At 44.1% G+C, this 15,606-nt stretch carries 19 protein-coding genes; 16 read left to right on the top strand and 3 right to left on the bottom strand.

Features of this window, described 5'->3' with window-relative positions; translation table 11 throughout:
• Positions 1 to 7: 7 nt before the first annotated feature.
• Both V7M78_RS12250 and V7M78_RS12245 read right to left on the bottom strand, forming a co-directional pair.
• Positions 8 to 1,816 (bottom strand): aminotransferase class I/II-fold pyridoxal phosphate-dependent enzyme, encoded by a 1,809-nt coding sequence (locus V7M78_RS12250; protein WP_333649892.1) that lies wholly within the window; start codon positions 1,814 to 1,816, stop codon positions 8 to 10.
• A 117-nt stretch (positions 1,817 to 1,933) separates the two neighbouring features.
• The gene (locus tag V7M78_RS12245) at positions 1,934 to 2,596 is read right to left on the bottom strand and encodes a Crp/Fnr family transcriptional regulator (RefSeq protein ID WP_333649890.1); all 663 of its coding nucleotides are present in this window, start codon (positions 2,594 to 2,596) and stop codon (positions 1,934 to 1,936) included.
• 147 nt (positions 2,597 to 2,743) lie between these two features.
• Here V7M78_RS12245 and V7M78_RS12240 point away from each other — a divergent pair, with 147 nt between their 5' ends.
• The 16 genes from V7M78_RS12240 (at position 2,744) to V7M78_RS12165 (ending at position 14,476) form a co-directional block, all read left to right on the top strand.
• Positions 2,744 to 2,926, top strand: coding sequence for a DUF1858 domain-containing protein (locus V7M78_RS12240; RefSeq protein ID WP_333649888.1), 183 nt, complete (start codon positions 2,744 to 2,746; stop codon positions 2,924 to 2,926).
• Between the two features lie 15 nt (positions 2,927 to 2,941).
• Positions 2,942 to 3,553 (top strand): hypothetical protein, encoded by a 612-nt coding sequence (locus V7M78_RS12235; RefSeq protein WP_333649886.1) that lies wholly within the window; start codon positions 2,942 to 2,944, stop codon positions 3,551 to 3,553.
• A complete protein-coding gene (locus V7M78_RS12230; protein ID WP_333649884.1) occupies positions 3,550 to 4,098 on the top strand; it encodes a hemerythrin domain-containing protein in 549 nt (182 codons plus the stop codon). The genes V7M78_RS12235 and V7M78_RS12230 overlap by 4 nt, the downstream gene beginning before the upstream one ends.
• Before the next feature lie 74 nt (positions 4,099 to 4,172).
• Positions 4,173 to 4,580: a hemerythrin domain-containing protein gene (locus V7M78_RS12225; RefSeq protein ID WP_333649882.1), complete on the top strand. Its 408-nt coding sequence runs from the start codon at positions 4,173 to 4,175 to the stop codon at positions 4,578 to 4,580.
• 177 nt (positions 4,581 to 4,757) lie between these two features.
• Positions 4,758 to 5,528: a tRNA threonylcarbamoyladenosine dehydratase gene (locus V7M78_RS12220; RefSeq protein ID WP_333649880.1), complete on the top strand. Its 771-nt coding sequence runs from the start codon at positions 4,758 to 4,760 to the stop codon at positions 5,526 to 5,528.
• Positions 5,529 to 5,532: 4 nt separating this feature from the next.
• Positions 5,533 to 6,693 carry a rhodanese-like domain-containing protein gene (locus V7M78_RS12215; protein WP_333649877.1) on the top strand — a complete coding sequence of 387 codons (1,161 nt, stop codon included), beginning with the start codon at positions 5,533 to 5,535 and terminating at the stop codon, positions 6,691 to 6,693.
• Between the two features lie 103 nt (positions 6,694 to 6,796).
• On the top strand, positions 6,797 to 7,228 hold the full coding sequence (locus tag V7M78_RS12210; protein WP_333649875.1) for an RrF2 family transcriptional regulator: 432 nt from the start codon (positions 6,797 to 6,799) through the stop codon (positions 7,226 to 7,228).
• Positions 7,229 to 7,391: 163 nt separating this feature from the next.
• Entirely contained in the window at positions 7,392 to 9,035 is a 1,644-nt protein-coding gene (locus V7M78_RS12205) for a potassium/proton antiporter (protein WP_333649873.1), read from the top strand.
• A 6-nt stretch (positions 9,036 to 9,041) separates the two neighbouring features.
• Complete coding sequence (locus V7M78_RS12200) at positions 9,042 to 9,413, top strand: BlaI/MecI/CopY family transcriptional regulator (RefSeq protein WP_333649871.1); 372 nt, start codon at positions 9,042 to 9,044, stop codon at positions 9,411 to 9,413.
• Between the two features lie 105 nt (positions 9,414 to 9,518).
• A complete protein-coding gene (locus V7M78_RS12195; RefSeq protein ID WP_333649869.1) occupies positions 9,519 to 10,472 on the top strand; it encodes a CAP domain-containing protein in 954 nt (317 codons plus the stop codon).
• Between the two features lie 191 nt (positions 10,473 to 10,663).
• On the top strand, positions 10,664 to 11,902 hold the full coding sequence (locus V7M78_RS12190; RefSeq protein ID WP_333649867.1) for an O-acetylhomoserine aminocarboxypropyltransferase/cysteine synthase family protein: 1,239 nt from the start codon (positions 10,664 to 10,666) through the stop codon (positions 11,900 to 11,902).
• A 3-nt stretch (positions 11,903 to 11,905) separates the two neighbouring features.
• Entirely contained in the window at positions 11,906 to 12,769 is an 864-nt protein-coding gene (locus tag V7M78_RS12185; protein WP_333649865.1) for a 4Fe-4S binding protein, read from the top strand.
• Positions 12,762 to 13,007 (top strand): sulfurtransferase TusA family protein, encoded by a 246-nt coding sequence (locus tag V7M78_RS12180; protein WP_333649863.1) that lies wholly within the window; start codon positions 12,762 to 12,764, stop codon positions 13,005 to 13,007. The genes V7M78_RS12185 and V7M78_RS12180 overlap by 8 nt, the downstream gene beginning before the upstream one ends.
• Before the next feature lie 23 nt (positions 13,008 to 13,030).
• Positions 13,031 to 13,240 carry a sulfur carrier protein ThiS gene (gene thiS, locus V7M78_RS12175; protein WP_333649861.1) on the top strand — a complete coding sequence of 70 codons (210 nt, stop codon included), beginning with the start codon at positions 13,031 to 13,033 and terminating at the stop codon, positions 13,238 to 13,240.
• Complete coding sequence (gene thiF, locus V7M78_RS12170) at positions 13,240 to 14,046, top strand: thiazole biosynthesis adenylyltransferase ThiF (RefSeq protein ID WP_333649859.1); 807 nt, start codon at positions 13,240 to 13,242, stop codon at positions 14,044 to 14,046. The genes thiS and thiF overlap by 1 nt, the downstream gene beginning before the upstream one ends.
• 13 nt (positions 14,047 to 14,059) lie before the next feature.
• Positions 14,060 to 14,476, top strand: coding sequence for a M67 family metallopeptidase (locus V7M78_RS12165; RefSeq protein ID WP_333649857.1), 417 nt, complete (start codon positions 14,060 to 14,062; stop codon positions 14,474 to 14,476).
• Between the two features lie 59 nt (positions 14,477 to 14,535).
• Here V7M78_RS12165 and V7M78_RS12160 read toward each other — a convergent pair whose 3' ends face one another.
• Positions 14,536 to 15,402: a LysR family transcriptional regulator gene (locus V7M78_RS12160; RefSeq protein ID WP_333649855.1), complete on the bottom strand. Its 867-nt coding sequence runs from the start codon at positions 15,400 to 15,402 to the stop codon at positions 14,536 to 14,538.
• Positions 15,403 to 15,606: the final 204 nt, after the last annotated feature.

Genomic DNA, 15,606 nt, shown 5'->3' with positions numbered 1-15,606 from the left:
CTTAAGATTAACGTAATATATGTTTTAGCGCATCCGCCAGACGCTGGTTGTCTGCGTTTGTTCTGACTGCAATGCGGATAAATTCCCGTCCTTCCATTCCTGGTTTATGGGATAGATCTTTGACCAGGATATTGTACCGGTTTAACAGCAGTTCTGCTATCTGGGAAGCTGAACAGCCGTCCATGATCTCACACATAATGAAATTGGCCTGGGAAGGGTAAAGTCTTAGCTGCCTGACAGGGCTGAGCATTTGGTATAAGTCTTTTCTTGTTTCCTGAAAGCGTTTCAGCGCTTCCCAATAATCCCGCTGGTATTTTTCAAATATCTGTAAAAAGTATTCTGCCAGGGAGTTGATGTTCCAAAGAGGAAGTTCCTCACGGACCAGGTTTATAATTTGGGGATTGCTGCAGGTGAGAATACCTAACCTCAATCCGGGAACTCCGTATGACTTTGAAATGCTTTTAATCAGAACCAGATTCTCAAATTCATCCAATATTTCCTGGGTCATAAGTGACGGCGATTCTTCAGCAGAAGAAAAGTCAATGAAAGATTCATCCAGGATCAAAACTGTGTTCCTTGCCCTGCAGTATTCTGCAAGGGATAGAACCTCCTGTTTAGGGATATAATTGCCTGTAGGATTATCCGGATTGACAAGAACCAGGGCATCCAGTTCCTTATCCCCATAAAAATCCATAATGTCCTTTGCCCTGTAAGTGAAATCGGAAGAAGGGATATGAAAAAATATTGGGTTTTCCGTACAGTTTCCATACTCTTCAAAAGAAGGGCGCAGGATTCCTACGGCATTTTTAAAGCTTCCAAGCAGGGGCCTGATCAGTTCGGCCGCTCCGTTTCCTGTCAGCACCTTGTCTGGGTCCAGGCCCAGGGATTTTGCAGCCAGCAGGTTGTTAATATCCAGGCCCGAAGGATAACTGGTAACAAGTTCTTCAAAGCTGGCTTTTATTTCTCCCATAAAACGGCTGTTGGGAAAATAAGGATTGACCAGGTAACAAAAATCCAGAAGTCCGGGATAGCGCCAATAGCCTCCGTAACGTCCCGACAGACGGGAAAAGCGGCTCTGGGAATCCGTAAAGATGGACTCCGCAATATCCAGATCCTGTTCATCATCAATTTCATACCAGAATCCGTTTTCCAGTCTGGTAGCTTTTAAATCATGGTCATCCAGAAGGGAAATGACTTTTAAAACCTGTTCATAATATTCGTTGTTTCCTAAGGCTTTGCTGTATGCTTCCAAAAAGGGCACATAGTGGGTGGCAGAAAAATCACGGCTGAATTTATAGATGTTGACAGTCTTATAATAAGAATGAATATCCTCAAACCGGAAATCTTTCCTTGTAAGGAATTTCATAATATTGTCCTGCTCATCCAGCAGAACTACGGTTCCATCCATCCAGCTTTCAAAATGGGCCACAAGAGCCAGATTAGGATAGGGATGGCTTATGATCTGAGTGATCACTTCCTGCTCGAAAATCAGATCGGATTCCAGTAAAATGGTGTCATCCATCAGCAGACATTCCTTTGCCAGATAGAGGGAATAAATATTGTTTGTAGTCTTGTAGACAGGATTGTCAATATAGACAATGGGCGTATGTATGGAAAGGGAGGAGACAAAAGCCTGCAGCTCTTTTCCCTTGTGTCCGGTCACCAGAATGATCCGGTTCAGTTGGTATTGATCAAGCTGTTTTAACATGCGCTCAATCATGGGAATTCCATTTACATGGACCATACATTTAGGCTGGTTTTCAGTTCGCTTTTTCAAACGCCGTCCCATTCCGGCTGCCAGGATAATTGCCTGCATAGAGCCTCCTCTTGTTCAAAAATATTAATTATTGTAAATTAATGAACATAATAGCAACTTATTATGACTTTGTCAAGAGGTTTGTAAAAAAATGGAATGACCTCCATTTGCAGGAGGTCATTCCATCAGGGTAAAACGGTTTTTCTTATAGTTGAGAAGTCCTTCCGCCTGGAGCTTGCTCAGCTCATTTGACAGGGCGCTGCGGTCTATGGAAAGATAGTCTGCAAGCTGCTGTCTGTTAAAGGGGATATCGAAAGAAGAGGCCCCGCTTTTTAAGGATTCGGTGGAAAGGTAGGAGAGCAGCTTTTCTCTGATCGTCTTCTGGGACATGTGCTGCATCTTCTTTGTCAGGGCCATGTTTTTTCCTGCAATGGCCGTCAGGAAATTCTGCACCAGCTTGGTGTGGTAGGTGCATGCCGAGGTGCATACGGTCATGATTTTATTGTAGTCCAGAAATACCACGTCGCATTCTGAATCAGCGACCACGCTCATTTCTATGGGAATAGAAGCCAGGCAGGCGTATGTCTCCGCAAAGATAAAGCCGGGCGTCACTTCGGAAATGATGGTCCGCCTGCCCCAGAAATCCTCCTGGATGATCAGGGCGGTCCCGGAGAGAACCATTCCGATGGAACGGATGTAATCCCCGCTTCTTATAATAAATTCTTCTTTTTTATAATGTTTTGTCCGGGCTGAAAGACATTTCAGCATGCCCTGTATTTCTTCCTGGCTGACTCCGGAAAACAGGCTTGATTTTTTTAATACCGGCAAAAAATGATCCATTTTTATCCATCCTTTCAAATTATTTTTCAAAATGTTGTAATAACAACAGAAAAGATGTAATTATTATATTATAATCTTATCAGAAAGGCAAGTAAGAAAATTTTAAACTTTATAAATAATCTTAATAGAAAACAGGAGGAACATTATATGATAACAAGAGAAATGACCATTGGAGAAATTTTAAGAATCAACCCCGATTCAGCAGAGGTTTTAATGAGCATCGGCATGCATTGTCTTGGCTGCCCGTCTTCCCAGATGGAAACTTTAGCAGAGGCATGTATGGTACACGGAATTGATGCAGAAACAGTTTTGGAAAAATTAAATCAGTAAGATAAGGGGAATAAAATGAGCGCATTTTTAGGACCGATACACAATTGGTTATACAACAAAATACAAATCCAGAACGCAATGGTTGACGTAATTTTAGACCTTGCAGAGGAAAAAGGATACAGCCAGGGTTTGAGAGCCAAGGCAGATGAACAGTACGGAGCATTTCCTGAGGGAAATCTGGAGGACTTAATTGACACAGGAAATATCCACGGCTGGCTTCAGGAAAAGGTCAGCCTTGTGGAAGGCAGAATGGCCTATGCGGTTACAGAACTGGTGAAGGAAAATCCGGACAGGCTGGCTGAGATCGAAGCTGCCATCAGTGAATTCGGAAGAAAGCTTTCTGTAAACGGAGAGCTTACCGTCAAAAGCGCCTATGAATATCTGGAAAATACCTTGTTAAACGGTATGCCTTGTGACAGAGTCAATGCGCTGACAGAGGAAACAGAGGATAAGCTGGTTTGGAGACAGACACAGGATATCCATGGCTCTTACTGGCAGCAGGTAAATGGAGATGTAAGCAACTATTATGCCTTAAGAGAAGCGCTGATCAGAGGAATTTTTGAAGGTACATCTGTGGAGTTTGGACAGGTCCAGGATCAGTCATATGAATTGAGGAGACGCGTATGAATGGAATAGACTTATTGGTAAAAGAGCATGAGAATATTTTGGCTTTCACCGGCTTTATGAGAAAAATCTGTGCCGGGATTTTAGAGGGAGAGCCGGTAGACGGTCCTCTTTTGCGGGAATGTATTGAATTCGGAAGAAATTACGCCGATAAGCACCACCACGGCAAAGAGGAAAAGATTTTATTCCGTGTTATGTTAGAGAACATGGGCCCGGTTGCAGATAAGCTGATCCGCAACGGTATGCTTGTGGAACATGACTTAGGACGGCTTCATCTTTCCGAGCTTGAAAAGGCCATTGATGAATACGAGAAGAATCCGGGAACAGAGCCTAAGCTGGACATCATTTCCAATGCAATAGGCTACGGCGCACTGTTGAAGCGCCATATTGAAAAGGAAGACGGTGTTGCCTATACCTTTGCAGCACGGGAGCTTTCTGAGGATATACTGAAGGCTGTAGATACAGAGACAGAAGCCTTTGAAAAGCAGGCAAGAGAAGACGGCGTGCAGAATAAATATGAAACCTGGATTCGTGAAAAGGTGAAATAACTGAAATAAAACGGTCTGTTTGAAGCAGGCCGTTTTGTCTGTTACATGATTAATACAAAAGAGAGGTCATTGATATGGAATTAAAAAATTATATGGTTCAGCATGACAGGATCAGAGAAGAACTGGAAATCATTAAAACACTGTGCAAAAGCGGAGATCTGGAGCAGACGGCTTCGGAAATCGCCTTACATATCAGCTCTTTGGCTGGAAAGCTGAACATACACTTATCTTCTGAGGATCAGTATCTCTATCCTGCATTTAAAAAGTCCAGCGATCCTTCCCTTGTGACCATGGCCGGTGATTATCAGAAGGAAATGGGAAACCTGCTGGCTTTGTTTACAAATTTCAAGGAGAAATACAATACAAAGTTTAAAATTCTCGGAGAAAAAGGCAGCTTTTTCGGGGACGCAAACAATATCATAAAAGCGATTGAAATGCGCATGCAGAAGGAAGAGCGGGGATTGTATTTAAAGGTAAAATAAGGAAGGCATTTTTCCTGTAAAAATGAATTGCCCAAACAGGCATTTCGAAGTATAATGATTAGTATGCAAGGTTGAAAGAAAAGCTTCTTTCAACCTTAAGTTTGTGAGTCAATTGGATATGCAGGCATATCCCTTTGAGTCATCAGGATACAAATTTGAGAAAGAGGTAGAATTCCATTGTTAAATCAATTTTCAAGAACCCAGATGCTGCTGGGAGAGGAATCCATGGACAGGCTGGCAAATGCCAAAGTGGCTGTCTTTGGCATCGGCGGTGTGGGCGGATATGTAGTGGAGGCCCTGGTAAGAAGCGGTGTGGGCTCCTTTGTTTTGGTAGATGATGATAAGGTGTGCCTGACCAATTTAAACAGGCAGCTTATAGCCACCAGAAAGACCGTAGGCAAGTATAAGGTGGAAGTGATGAAGGACAGGATTCTGGAGATCAATCCCAAGGCAGAAGTAGAGATGCACCAGTGCTTTTATCTGCCGGAAAATGCCGATGATTTTGATTTTAAAAATTATGATTATGTGGTGGACGCAGTGGATACGGTGACTGCAAAGCTGGAGCTGATCATGCGGGCAAAGGAAGCCGGAGTTCCGGTTATAAGCTGCATGGGAGCGGGAAATAAGCTGGACCCTACTAAGTTTCAGGTGGCGGATATTTATAAAACCACCATGTGCCCTCTTGCAAAGGTGATGAGAAGAGAGCTGAAAAAGCGGGGAGTGAAAAAGCTTAAGGTGGTGTATTCTACGGAAAAGCCTGTAAGGCCTTTGGAGGATATGTCCATCAGCTGCAGAACCAACTGCATCTGTCCGCCGGGAGCGCAGCACAAGTGCACGGACCGGAGGGATATTCCCGGAAGCGTGGCCTTTGTGCCTTCGGTGGCAGGGCTTATTATAGCCGGGGAAGTGATTAAGGATTTATCCCGGACAGAACATGAACGGAGGTGATCCTATGTCTGACGGACGCAGGCTCAGTCTGACACTGGAAGAGATGAAGGAAATGGACCCCAAGGATTATATGCTGGTGGATGTAAGAGATCAGTCCTCTTACAGCCATGGATTCATACCAGGGTCTGTTAATATAGAGATGGAAGCGCTGTTAAATAGGGAGAATTCCCTTCCCATGGACAAGAAGATCATCCTGTATTGTTTAAAGGGAATTGTCAGCGAAGAGGCGGCAGAGGCTCTCCTCGAACGGGGCTATGACGTTTATCATTTGGAAGGCGGCTACGGCCAGTGGCTCCTTGGTGCTATGGAGAAAGAGGACCAGGGAAGCGAGAGGCTGGAAAACATTGAAAAGAGCATCCGGAAGAAATTCCACAAGCAGTTATTCAGCCGTTTTACAAAGGCCATCAACCAGTATGAGCTGGTGAAGGAAAACGATAAGATCGCTGTCTGTATATCCGGCGGAAAGGATTCCATGGTGATGGCAAAGCTGTTTCAGGAGCTGAGACGGCATAATAAGTTTTCCTTTGACCTGGTATTCCTTGTTATGGACCCGGGGTATAATGAAACCAACCGTCAGGTGATTGAAAACAATGCAAAGCTGATGAACATCCCAATCACAGTCTTTGAGTCCGATATATTTGAGGCGGTCTATGATGTGGAGAAGTCTCCCTGTTACTTATGCGCCAGAATGAGGCGGGGACATCTATACAATAAGGCTAAGGAGCTGGGGTGCAACAAGATTGCCCTTGGACATCACTATGACGATGTGATTGAAACCATACTTATGGGCATGATGTACGGGGCTCAGATCCAGACCATGATGCCTAAGCTTCACAGCACTAATTTTGAAGGGATGGAGCTGATCCGGCCCATGTACCTGATCCGGGAGGATGATATTAAGAAATGGAGGGATTATAACAGCCTCTATTTCATCCAGTGCGCCTGCCGGTTTACGGATACCTGTACTTCCTGCCGGGTGGACGGAAGTGCTGTTTCCAAAAGGACGGAAATCAAGGATCTGATCAGGCAGTTGAAAGAGGTCAATCCATATATTGAAGGCAATATCTTTAAAAGCGTGGAGAACGTAAATCTGGATACGATCATTGCATATAAGAAAAAGGGAGCCGTCCATCATTTCCTTGACCGGTACGATTTGGAAACATAATAAAATTCTTATATAAGCCGGGTTTTCGGTCTTTTTACTTGTAAATAGTGCTTGATAAACATACTAACCTTGTGGTAAATTATAGGTACGGAGGTTACGTCTTATGAAAATTTCAACAAAAGGCCGCTATGCCATCAGGCTTATGATAGATTTGGCTGAACATAATAACGGGGAATTCATTACCTTGATGGATATTGCGGAGCGTCAGGAAATATCGGAAAAATATTTGGAATCCATTGTGTCCATATTAAGCAAGAATAATCTTCTGATATCCCTGAGGGGAAAGGGCGGCGGCTATAAGCTGGCCAGAGATCCGGAAGATTATACGGTAGGCAGCATTTTAAGGCTTACGGAAGGTTCCCTTGCTCCTGTTTCCTGTCTGGAAGGGGAGGTCAACAACTGTGACAGGGCTTCTTACTGTCAGACATTACAGATGTGGGAAGGCTTGAGCAAGCTGGTCAATGATTATTTTGACGGGATAACCATTGCAGATTTGGCGAAAAAGGACGAATATATTGATAATTATGTCATATAATGTTAGAAGACAGGGCAGAGGGCTTTTGGGACCTCTGCCCTGTTAATTTTGTTTACATAAAAACCAATTGACAAGTATAATTAAGTAGTATAGTATTAATGTAGTTTTTGTCCTATAAAAATGAAGGACAAAAAAGCAAAATTTATGACAGAGAGGAGTATATATGCATTATTTAATTATCGGTATCATCTTAATCCTTGCACTCTTTGCAATCCGTTTTTCCAATAAGCATGGCATACCTGCACTGCTGTTGTTTATTGTTCTGGGCATGGCCTTTGGTATGGGGGGCTTTGAATTTGAAGATTTTGAGTTTGCGGACAGCTTTGCCACTGTTGCGCTTATGGTCATCATGTTTTACGGCGGTTTTGGCACCAGTTGGAAGATGGCTAAGCCGGTAGCAAAGGAAGCGATTATACTCAGCTCCCTGGGGGTTGTTGCCACTGCACTGGTGACCGGCTTATTCTGCCATTTTGTTCTGGGGCTGGAATTATTAGAGGGTATGCTCATTGGTTCCGTTGTAGGCTCCACGGACTTTGCCAGTGTTTCAAATATTCTGCGTTCTAAAAATCTGAATTTGAAGTTTAACACGGCGTCACTGCTGGAGCTGGAAAGCGGCTCCAATGACCCGACAGCTTATACCATGACCATGGTGTTTTTGTCCGTAATCATAGGCTCTAAAGTATCCATTCCGATTCTGCTTTTATCCCAGGTGGCCATCGGAATTGCTTTGGGCTTTGCCTTTGCATTCGGTGTTGGGAAACTGCTTAAAAATCTTCAGTTCCAGGCAGACGGCCTTCATGCGGTCTTTATGGCTTCTGCCATGCTTATTACCTATTCCGCAACTGGTATGTTAGGGGGCAACGGTTATCTGGCTCTCTATATCCTGGGCATTTATCTTGGAAATATGGAATTCCGGGGAAAGCGTGACATCGTCTTTTTCTTTGACGGCTTTACGGAAATCATGCAGATCGGTCTGTTTTTCATTCTGGGTCTGCTGTCTGACTTTACAAAATTTATTGAAGCATTTCCATTGGCCCTTGCAATTATGGTGTTTATGACTGTTATTGCCCGTCCGGTGAGTATTTACGGCCTTATGCTTCCGTTTCACTTAAAACGCAATCAGTTAAACATGATTTCGCTGGCAGGGATTCGCGGCGGTGCTGCCATTGCCTTTGCGATTATGGCTGTGAACAGCAAAGCTGCTATTTCAGTCGATATCTATCATATTGTATTTGGTATCTGCGTCCTGTCTTCCCTGATTCAAGGCTCTTTGATGCCGCCTTTGGCAAAACGGTGGGATATGCTTGATCCCAGCGATACGGTTTTACAGACCTTTAACTATTATCAGGACAAAGCGGAAATCGGTTTTCTGGAAACAAAAATTCCTTCCGGCAGCAGTCTGGTCGGCACTCAGGTAAAGGATTTAAATCTTCAATTTAATTTTATTGTGGCAAAGATTGAGCGGGATGGCAAAACCATTGTCCCCAGAGGGCCAATGACCATAGAGGAAAATGACGTAATTATCATAGGCGGTGAAACCCACTTTGATCAAAGCGGACAGGATCTCATTGAATTCACCATTCCAAGGGGGCATCAATGGGGAAACAAGCATGTTAAAGAACTGAAACTGCCCATTGACCGTCTCATCATCATGGTACAGCGGAAGGGAAGCGGAACCATTGTTCCGTCGGGGGATACTTTGCTGTTAGAGGATGATAAAGTCATTATGATTAAGGTTGAACATGATTCTCAAATTCCTGAGACTGACCAAGCCGGTGAAGGGAATAACTCTCATGAGAGGAAGTGAAATGCTGTGCATAGGTTTTATGATCTGACAAAGACGGAAGAGGCGGTCATGGATATTTTTTGGGAATTGGATGAGCCGGCCACATTTAAAGAGATTATGGACTTAATCAATCTGAAATTAGATAAGGAATGGAAAAAGCAGACAGTGGGCACATATCTGGCCAAGTTCCAGGAGTCAGGGTTGATTATGGCTAATAAAAGAAGTATGCGGGCTTATTTATATGCTCCTGCATGTACCAAAGAGGAATATAAGCAAATGTGTGTAAAACGTTTGATTGAAGAAGACTTTCATAATTCTATCGGCGAGTTTGTGGCTGCTTTTACAGGCGGGGAAAAACTGTCTCCCAGTGATGCGGAAGAGGTAAAAAAATTTTTGTGACAAATTTCCACCTTTTTCCACTGGAAAAATGGAAAAAAGAGTGCTATGATATGTCTTGTAACAGAAATGTAACATATTTGTAATAAAGTAAAGGAGACGAAAGAATTGAAAAAATTAACAGCACTCGGAATGATCACACTTACTTTAACAAGCATGATACCGCTTACAGCCAATGCGGCGGTGACTAAGTACTTTGGTCAATGCAACACGGGAAGAAATAGTATTGTAACAATTAACGGAAGCAATGTTGAGGATTTAAAAGCAAAGCTGAAGCAGTTTGGTATTGATGAAAAATATGCAGACCTGCTGGGAAATGGAAATTCCACCAAATCTAATTTCCCAAAGTATAATGGAAACAAGAATGGTTCTGATTGCAACAACGGTTCAGGGAATAACGGTTCCGGAAGCAATAACGGCTCAGGAAATAATGGTTCAGGAAGCAACAACGGTTCAGGAAATAACGGTTCAGGAAATAATGGTTCAGGAAACAACGGTTCAGGAAATAATGGTTCAGGAAACAACGGTTCAGGAAATAACGGTTCCGGAAGCAACGACGGCTCAGGAAATAATGGTTCCGGAAGCAACGACGGCTCAGGAAATAATGGTTCCGGAAGCAATAACGGTTCAGGAGATAACGGTTCCGGAGGCAACAACGGCTCAGGAAACAGTGACACTACAGAGAATAAAACCTACACACAGCAGGTTGTTGATCTCGTAAATGCAGAAAGAGCCAAAGAAGGCCTGGCGCCTCTTACCATTGATCCTAACGTGGAGAAGGCAGCAGACGTAAGAGCCAGAGAAATCCAGTCCAAGTTCGACCACACCCGCCCTAACGGCAGTTCTTTCTCAAGCGCTTTAAAGGAGCAGGGAGCAGACTTTAGGGGAGCAGGAGAAAACATCGCATGGGGACAGCAGACTCCTAAGGAAGTAATGAATGCATGGATGAACAGCCCAGGACACCGGGCAAATATCATGAATAAAAGCTACACCCACATTGGAGTAGGAAACGTTCAGAACGGTTCAGGAACTCAGTACTGGGTACAGTTATTTACATACTAATTATTTAACTTTATAAAATGATCCAAACCTGGCTGTCCGTCAGCCACAGCCGGTTTGGGTCATTTTTATTTTATAATTTTTTCATCTGATACATATAAACATATTGACAAAGTATGTTAATAAAAGTAATATAGGGATATGCAAAAAAGTAAATAGATAATAAGTCATAAGACAAAGGATGGGAGACAGAGATGGAAAGTTTTGGTTTTAATACAGCTCTTTTACATGAAGCAGGAGGCAAAGACCCGTCTACCGGTGCTACCCTGGTTCCTATTTACCAGTCCAGCGCATTCAGTCATGATAGCGCAGAGGAGCTGGAACGGATTTTTGAGAATAAGGCATTTGGTTATTCCTATACAAGAATTAACAATCCCACCATTGAGGCCTTTGAAAAGAAGGTGACGATGCTGGAAGGGGGAATCGGAAGTGTGGCATGTGCTTCCGGTATGGCGGCCTTATCCAATGCTTTCTTAAATATACTGCAGGCCGGAGATGAAATCGTTGCAGCCCCTGGCCTATATGGAGGAACCATTGACCTGTTCCGGGATTTTGAAGCCTTTGGAATCAAAACCCGGTATGCCAGGGAGAATTCTCCTGAGGCTTTTGAGGAGCAGATCAATGAGCGGACCCGCCTGGTCTTTGCAGAAACCATCGGAAATCCCAAGTTGGATGTGACGGATATTTCGGCCCTGGCTCATATGGTCCATAGTCACAATCTGCCTCTGATCATGGATAACACCACGGCAACCCCTTACCTTGTGAAAGTTCTTGGTCTGGGAGCAGATATTGTAGTCAACTCCTCATCCAAATACATAAACGGAAACAGCGACGCCATCAGTGGAATTCTGACAGACGGCGGAACCTACCAGTGGACAAAGGAAATGTATCCGGGGCTGGCGGATTACATTAAGTTTGGAAAGATGGCCTATATTGCAAAGCTGAGAAAGGGGCTGTTCCGCAACATGGGAGCCTGTCTTTCTCCTCAGAACGCTTTTCTTAACTGTCTGGGACTTGAAACCCTGGGTCTTAGAATGGAGCGGCACTGCAAAAATGCTCTGGATCTGGCCCTTTATTTACAGCAGCTTGATCCGGAAATTGAAGTTAATTATCCAGGACTGCCCCAAAGTCCTTATTACCATCTGGCAGAAAAACAGTTCAGCCACGGATACGGAGGCATTATCACCCTGAGGGCAGGTTCCAGGGAACGGGCCTTCCGGATCATGAACCGGCTGACGATTCCTGTTCTGGTATCAAATGTAGGAGACACCAAAACCCTGGTCATTCATCCGGCTTCCACCATCAGCCTTTTCTGTACGCCTCAGGAAAAGGCTGCATCAGGAGTGTTTGATGATCTGATCAGGATCAGCGTAGGTATTGAAGATATTGAAGATTTAAAAGCCGATTTTAAGCAGGCGGTAGAGGGAGAATGATATATGGCTAAAGTGGATTACAGCACCTTAAAAAAGGGCGGATTTATGCGACAGAAACAGAAGAACAACTTTTCTTTGAGAATTCAGGTAGTAGGCGGGCATTTGACCGCTGAGAATCTGAAAGCCATTGCAGAAGCAGCGGAAAAATACGGAGACGGGCACGTCCACCTGACATCACGCCAGAGCGTTGAGATTCCTTTTATTAAACTGGATGATGTGGAGGCAGTGCAGGCAGATTTGGCAGAGGGCGGATGCCGGCCCGGTATCTGCGGCCCCAGAGTCAGAACCATAACTGCCTGCCAGGGAGATCAGGTCTGCCCCAGCGGAAATGTGGATACATATGACATCGCAGTAAAGCTGAATGAAAAGTATTTTGGCAGGGAGCTTCCTCACAAATTTAAGTTCGGCGTTACAGGCTGCCAGAACAACTGTCTTAAAGCAGAGGAAAATGACGTAGGAATCAAAGGCGCCCTTCATGTGGAATGGATTCCGGAGAAGTGTATTTTCTGCGGAGTCTGTGAAAAGGTGTGCCGGGAAAAGGCCATTACCATCAAAGATAAGATTGTTGCTGTGGACTATGACAAGTGCAATGACTGCGGAAGATGCGCCAAGTCATGTCCTACTGATGCATGGGATACGAAGCCTGGCTATATTATCTCCTTTGGAGGGCTTTTCGGCAATCACATCAGCAAGGGATTTTCCCCTCTTCCTCTTGTGACTTCAGAGGAACAGCTTTTCCGGGTGACAGATGCTGCCATCGGATTCTTTGATGAACACGGAAAATCCGGGGAACGGTTTAAATTTACAATAGACCGGATAGGAGAAGAGGAATTTATTAAGAAAATGGAGGAGGCATATTATGGCTGACTATGAGATCCATGACACTGTGGATATTACGGATGTGGTTTGTCCGGTGACCTTTGTAAAAGCCAAGGTTGCACTGGAGGAGCTGGAGGAAGGACAGATTCTTTCCATCCGCTTAAATGACGGGGAAGCGGTTCAGAATGTTCCCAGAAGCATAAAGGAAGAGGGACATAAGATTTTAAAGCTGTCCCCCAATGAGGATGATACTTATACACTGGTGGTTCAAAAGGTTGAGGATTGATTGAGTGAAAGGGAGAATTTGAGATGAATATTACAGTAGCAGGAAATAAAAAGGAATTTGAAGAGGGAATTACAATTGCGGATTTAATCGTTTTGGAGGATGTGGAGAATCCGGAATATGTGACTGTTACTTTAAATGATGATTTTCTGGAAAGAGCACGGTTTGAATTAACGGTCTTAAAAAGCGGTGATGAAGTGGAATTTTTATATTTCATGGGAGGAGGAGCTTTTTAATGGCATTTACCAACGAACAACTGGAGCGGTACTCCCGCCATATCATTTTAAAGGAAGTGGGAGTGAAAGGGCAGAAAAGGCTTTTGGAATCAAAGGTGCTGATCATCGGAGCCGGGGGCCTTGGAGCTCCGGCAGCCATGTATCTGGCGGCAGCAGGTGTGGGGACTATCGGCATTGCTGACGCTGATGAGGTGGATTTATCAAACCTTCAGCGCCAGGTCATCCACACCACCGCAGACATTGGAAAAGCAAAAGTGAAGTCTGCCGCAGAAACCATGGAGGCCATTAATCCGGAGGTTACGGTTCATACATACCGAACCTTTGTTACCTCTGAAAATATCATGGATTTAATAAAGGACTATGACTTTATTATTGATGGAACTGATAATTTTCCAGCCAAGTTTCTGATTAATGACGCCTGTGTCATGGCAAAAAAGCCTTTTTCTCATGCGGGAATTATCCGGTTTCAAGGGCAGCTTATGACTTATGTGCCTGGAGAAGGCCCATGTTACCGCTGTGTATTTAAGAATCCGCCGCCAAAGGATGCGGTTCCCACCTGTAAGCAGGCAGGGGTGATCGGAGCCATGGGTGGGGTCATTGGAAGCCTTCAGGCTATGGAAGCTGTGAAATATATTATCGGAAAAGGTGACCTGCTGACCGGGAGGCTGCTGACTTATGATGCTTTGAAAATGCAGTTCCGGACCGTAAAGCTTCCGGCAGATCAGCACTGCGCCGTGTGCGGGGAAAATCCGGATATCACAGAGCTTATTGATTATGAGCAGGCAGAATGTGAGCTGAAGCTGTAGAAATGGGGGCCATATGCTGATACTGAAAAAAGAAGATTATGAAAAAATGTTAAAGCACTGCCAGGATGGGCTTCCCAATGAGGCCTGCGGTCTGATTGCAGGCCGGGTTGAGGGAGATACCAAGACCGTTGAGAAGGTGTATCTTCTCACTAATGTGGATGAGAGCAGGGAGCATTTTACCATGGACCCGAGAGAGCAGCTTGCTGCGGTAAAGGATGTCCGTAAAAATGGGCTGGAGCTGCTGGGCAATTTCCACTCCCATCCGGAGACCCCTTCCAGGCCGTCAGAGGAAGATAAACGGCTTGCTTATGATTCCGCCGGCGAATATCTGATTCTGTCGCTGATGGAGGAGGAACATCCGGTTCTTAATGCATTTCATATTGACAAGGACAAAAATGTAAGCAGAAATGAAATAAAAATCATAACATAAAATCGAGCGCCAAAAGCAGGAGAAAGACTTTTGGCGCTCGATTTTATGTTAATTCAGTCTTATTTTATTAATTCAATAAAATTGATAATATCGGGATTTAAGTATTTGTTCTGGTGATAGATAATGCTGTATTCCCGTTTGAATTCGATTCCTTTGATTTTTAAAGGAATCAGACTGCCTTTCCCAATGGGTTCTGTCAGCATTCGTTCCGGAAGAATGGAGATTCCCAGGTTAGCCATAACCCCATTGATAATGGCCGTGGTGCTGGTGCTTTCCAGTACCGGCTTTAAGACGAAGTCCCGTACCATGAGGGTGGATTCCGCCAGCTCTCTGGTTCCGCTGTTTTTTTCCCGCAGGAGAAAGGGTTCCTCTCTTAAATCCTCAAGGGTCACCATTCCTTTGGAGGCCAGAGGATGCAGGGGGCTGCACACCAGAACCAGCCGGTCCTTAGTGAAAGGTTCTGCCATAATCTTATCCGAATGGATGGAGCCTTCAATTAAGGCCAGATCCAGATTGTTTTCCAGCAGCATTTTTTCAATGATATCTGAACTGTCGATCTTTATATAGGGCATGGGAGCATGAAAGGTTTCCATGTATTTTTTTATGTATCCGGGCATCAGGCAGGTTCCTATGCTGATGCTGGAGCCGATCCGCAGGGGGGAAGGCCGCTTCTGCTTTTTGAAGTCGCTGTCCATTTCCTGATAAAGGGCTGTTATGTGGGAGGCATATTCATATAAATGATGGGCTTCATTTGTCTTTTGTATGCCCCGTCCCATGCGTTCAAACAGCCTCACATGGTACCGGTTCTCCAGCTCCTTAATAGCTGCACTGACAGCAGGCTGGCTCAATTTCAGCTTTTTGGCAGCGGCAGTGACACTTTCCTCTTTGTATACAGTAACGAAAATAATCAATGATTTAATGGACATAGAAACCTCCTGAGAAGATACATATAAACATATTGGATATATATGATATATAATGAAAAAAATATATATCACTTGAGATATATAAATGAATTCTACCATATACCGTTAGAAAAAACAATAACATACTTTACAAATATGTAAATGGGTATTACAATGCCAGATATCAAAACAATCACTTGGAGGTAAGGAGTATGAAAAATATCA

Origin of the sequence: Lacrimispora sp., assembly GCF_036758025.1 — a bacterium.
In the GTDB taxonomy this organism is placed as follows: Bacteria; Bacillota; Clostridia; order Lachnospirales; family Lachnospiraceae; genus Lacrimispora.
Note: the sequence above shows the minus strand (reverse complement) of the source record. Positions and strands in the feature narration are given on the sequence as shown.

Excerpts from the sequence above, each read along its gene's own strand:
- V7M78_RS12250 (WP_333649892.1), bottom strand. The coding sequence starts at position 1,816 with ATGCAGGCAATTATCCTGGCAGCCGGAATGGGACGGCGTTTGAAAAAG.
- V7M78_RS12245 (WP_333649890.1), bottom strand. The coding sequence starts at position 2,596 with ATGGATCATTTTTTGCCGGTATTAAAAAAATCAAGCCTGTTTTCCGGA.
- V7M78_RS12240 (WP_333649888.1), top strand. The coding sequence starts at position 2,744 with ATGATAACAAGAGAAATGACCATTGGAGAAATTTTAAGAATCAACCCC.
- V7M78_RS12235 (WP_333649886.1), top strand. The coding sequence starts at position 2,942 with ATGAGCGCATTTTTAGGACCGATACACAATTGGTTATACAACAAAATA.
- V7M78_RS12230 (WP_333649884.1), top strand. The coding sequence starts at position 3,550 with ATGAATGGAATAGACTTATTGGTAAAAGAGCATGAGAATATTTTGGCT.
- V7M78_RS12225 (WP_333649882.1), top strand. The coding sequence starts at position 4,173 with ATGGAATTAAAAAATTATATGGTTCAGCATGACAGGATCAGAGAAGAA.
- V7M78_RS12215 (WP_333649877.1), top strand. The coding sequence starts at position 5,533 with ATGTCTGACGGACGCAGGCTCAGTCTGACACTGGAAGAGATGAAGGAA.
- V7M78_RS12210 (WP_333649875.1), top strand. The coding sequence starts at position 6,797 with ATGAAAATTTCAACAAAAGGCCGCTATGCCATCAGGCTTATGATAGAT.
- V7M78_RS12205 (WP_333649873.1), top strand. The coding sequence starts at position 7,392 with ATGCATTATTTAATTATCGGTATCATCTTAATCCTTGCACTCTTTGCA.
- V7M78_RS12190 (WP_333649867.1), top strand. The coding sequence starts at position 10,664 with ATGGAAAGTTTTGGTTTTAATACAGCTCTTTTACATGAAGCAGGAGGC.
- V7M78_RS12185 (WP_333649865.1), top strand. The coding sequence starts at position 11,906 with ATGGCTAAAGTGGATTACAGCACCTTAAAAAAGGGCGGATTTATGCGA.
- V7M78_RS12180 (WP_333649863.1), top strand. The coding sequence starts at position 12,762 with ATGGCTGACTATGAGATCCATGACACTGTGGATATTACGGATGTGGTT.
- thiS (WP_333649861.1), top strand. The coding sequence starts at position 13,031 with ATGAATATTACAGTAGCAGGAAATAAAAAGGAATTTGAAGAGGGAATT.
- thiF (WP_333649859.1), top strand. The coding sequence starts at position 13,240 with ATGGCATTTACCAACGAACAACTGGAGCGGTACTCCCGCCATATCATT.
- V7M78_RS12165 (WP_333649857.1), top strand. The coding sequence starts at position 14,060 with ATGCTGATACTGAAAAAAGAAGATTATGAAAAAATGTTAAAGCACTGC.
- V7M78_RS12160 (WP_333649855.1), bottom strand. The coding sequence starts at position 15,402 with ATGTCCATTAAATCATTGATTATTTTCGTTACTGTATACAAAGAGGAA.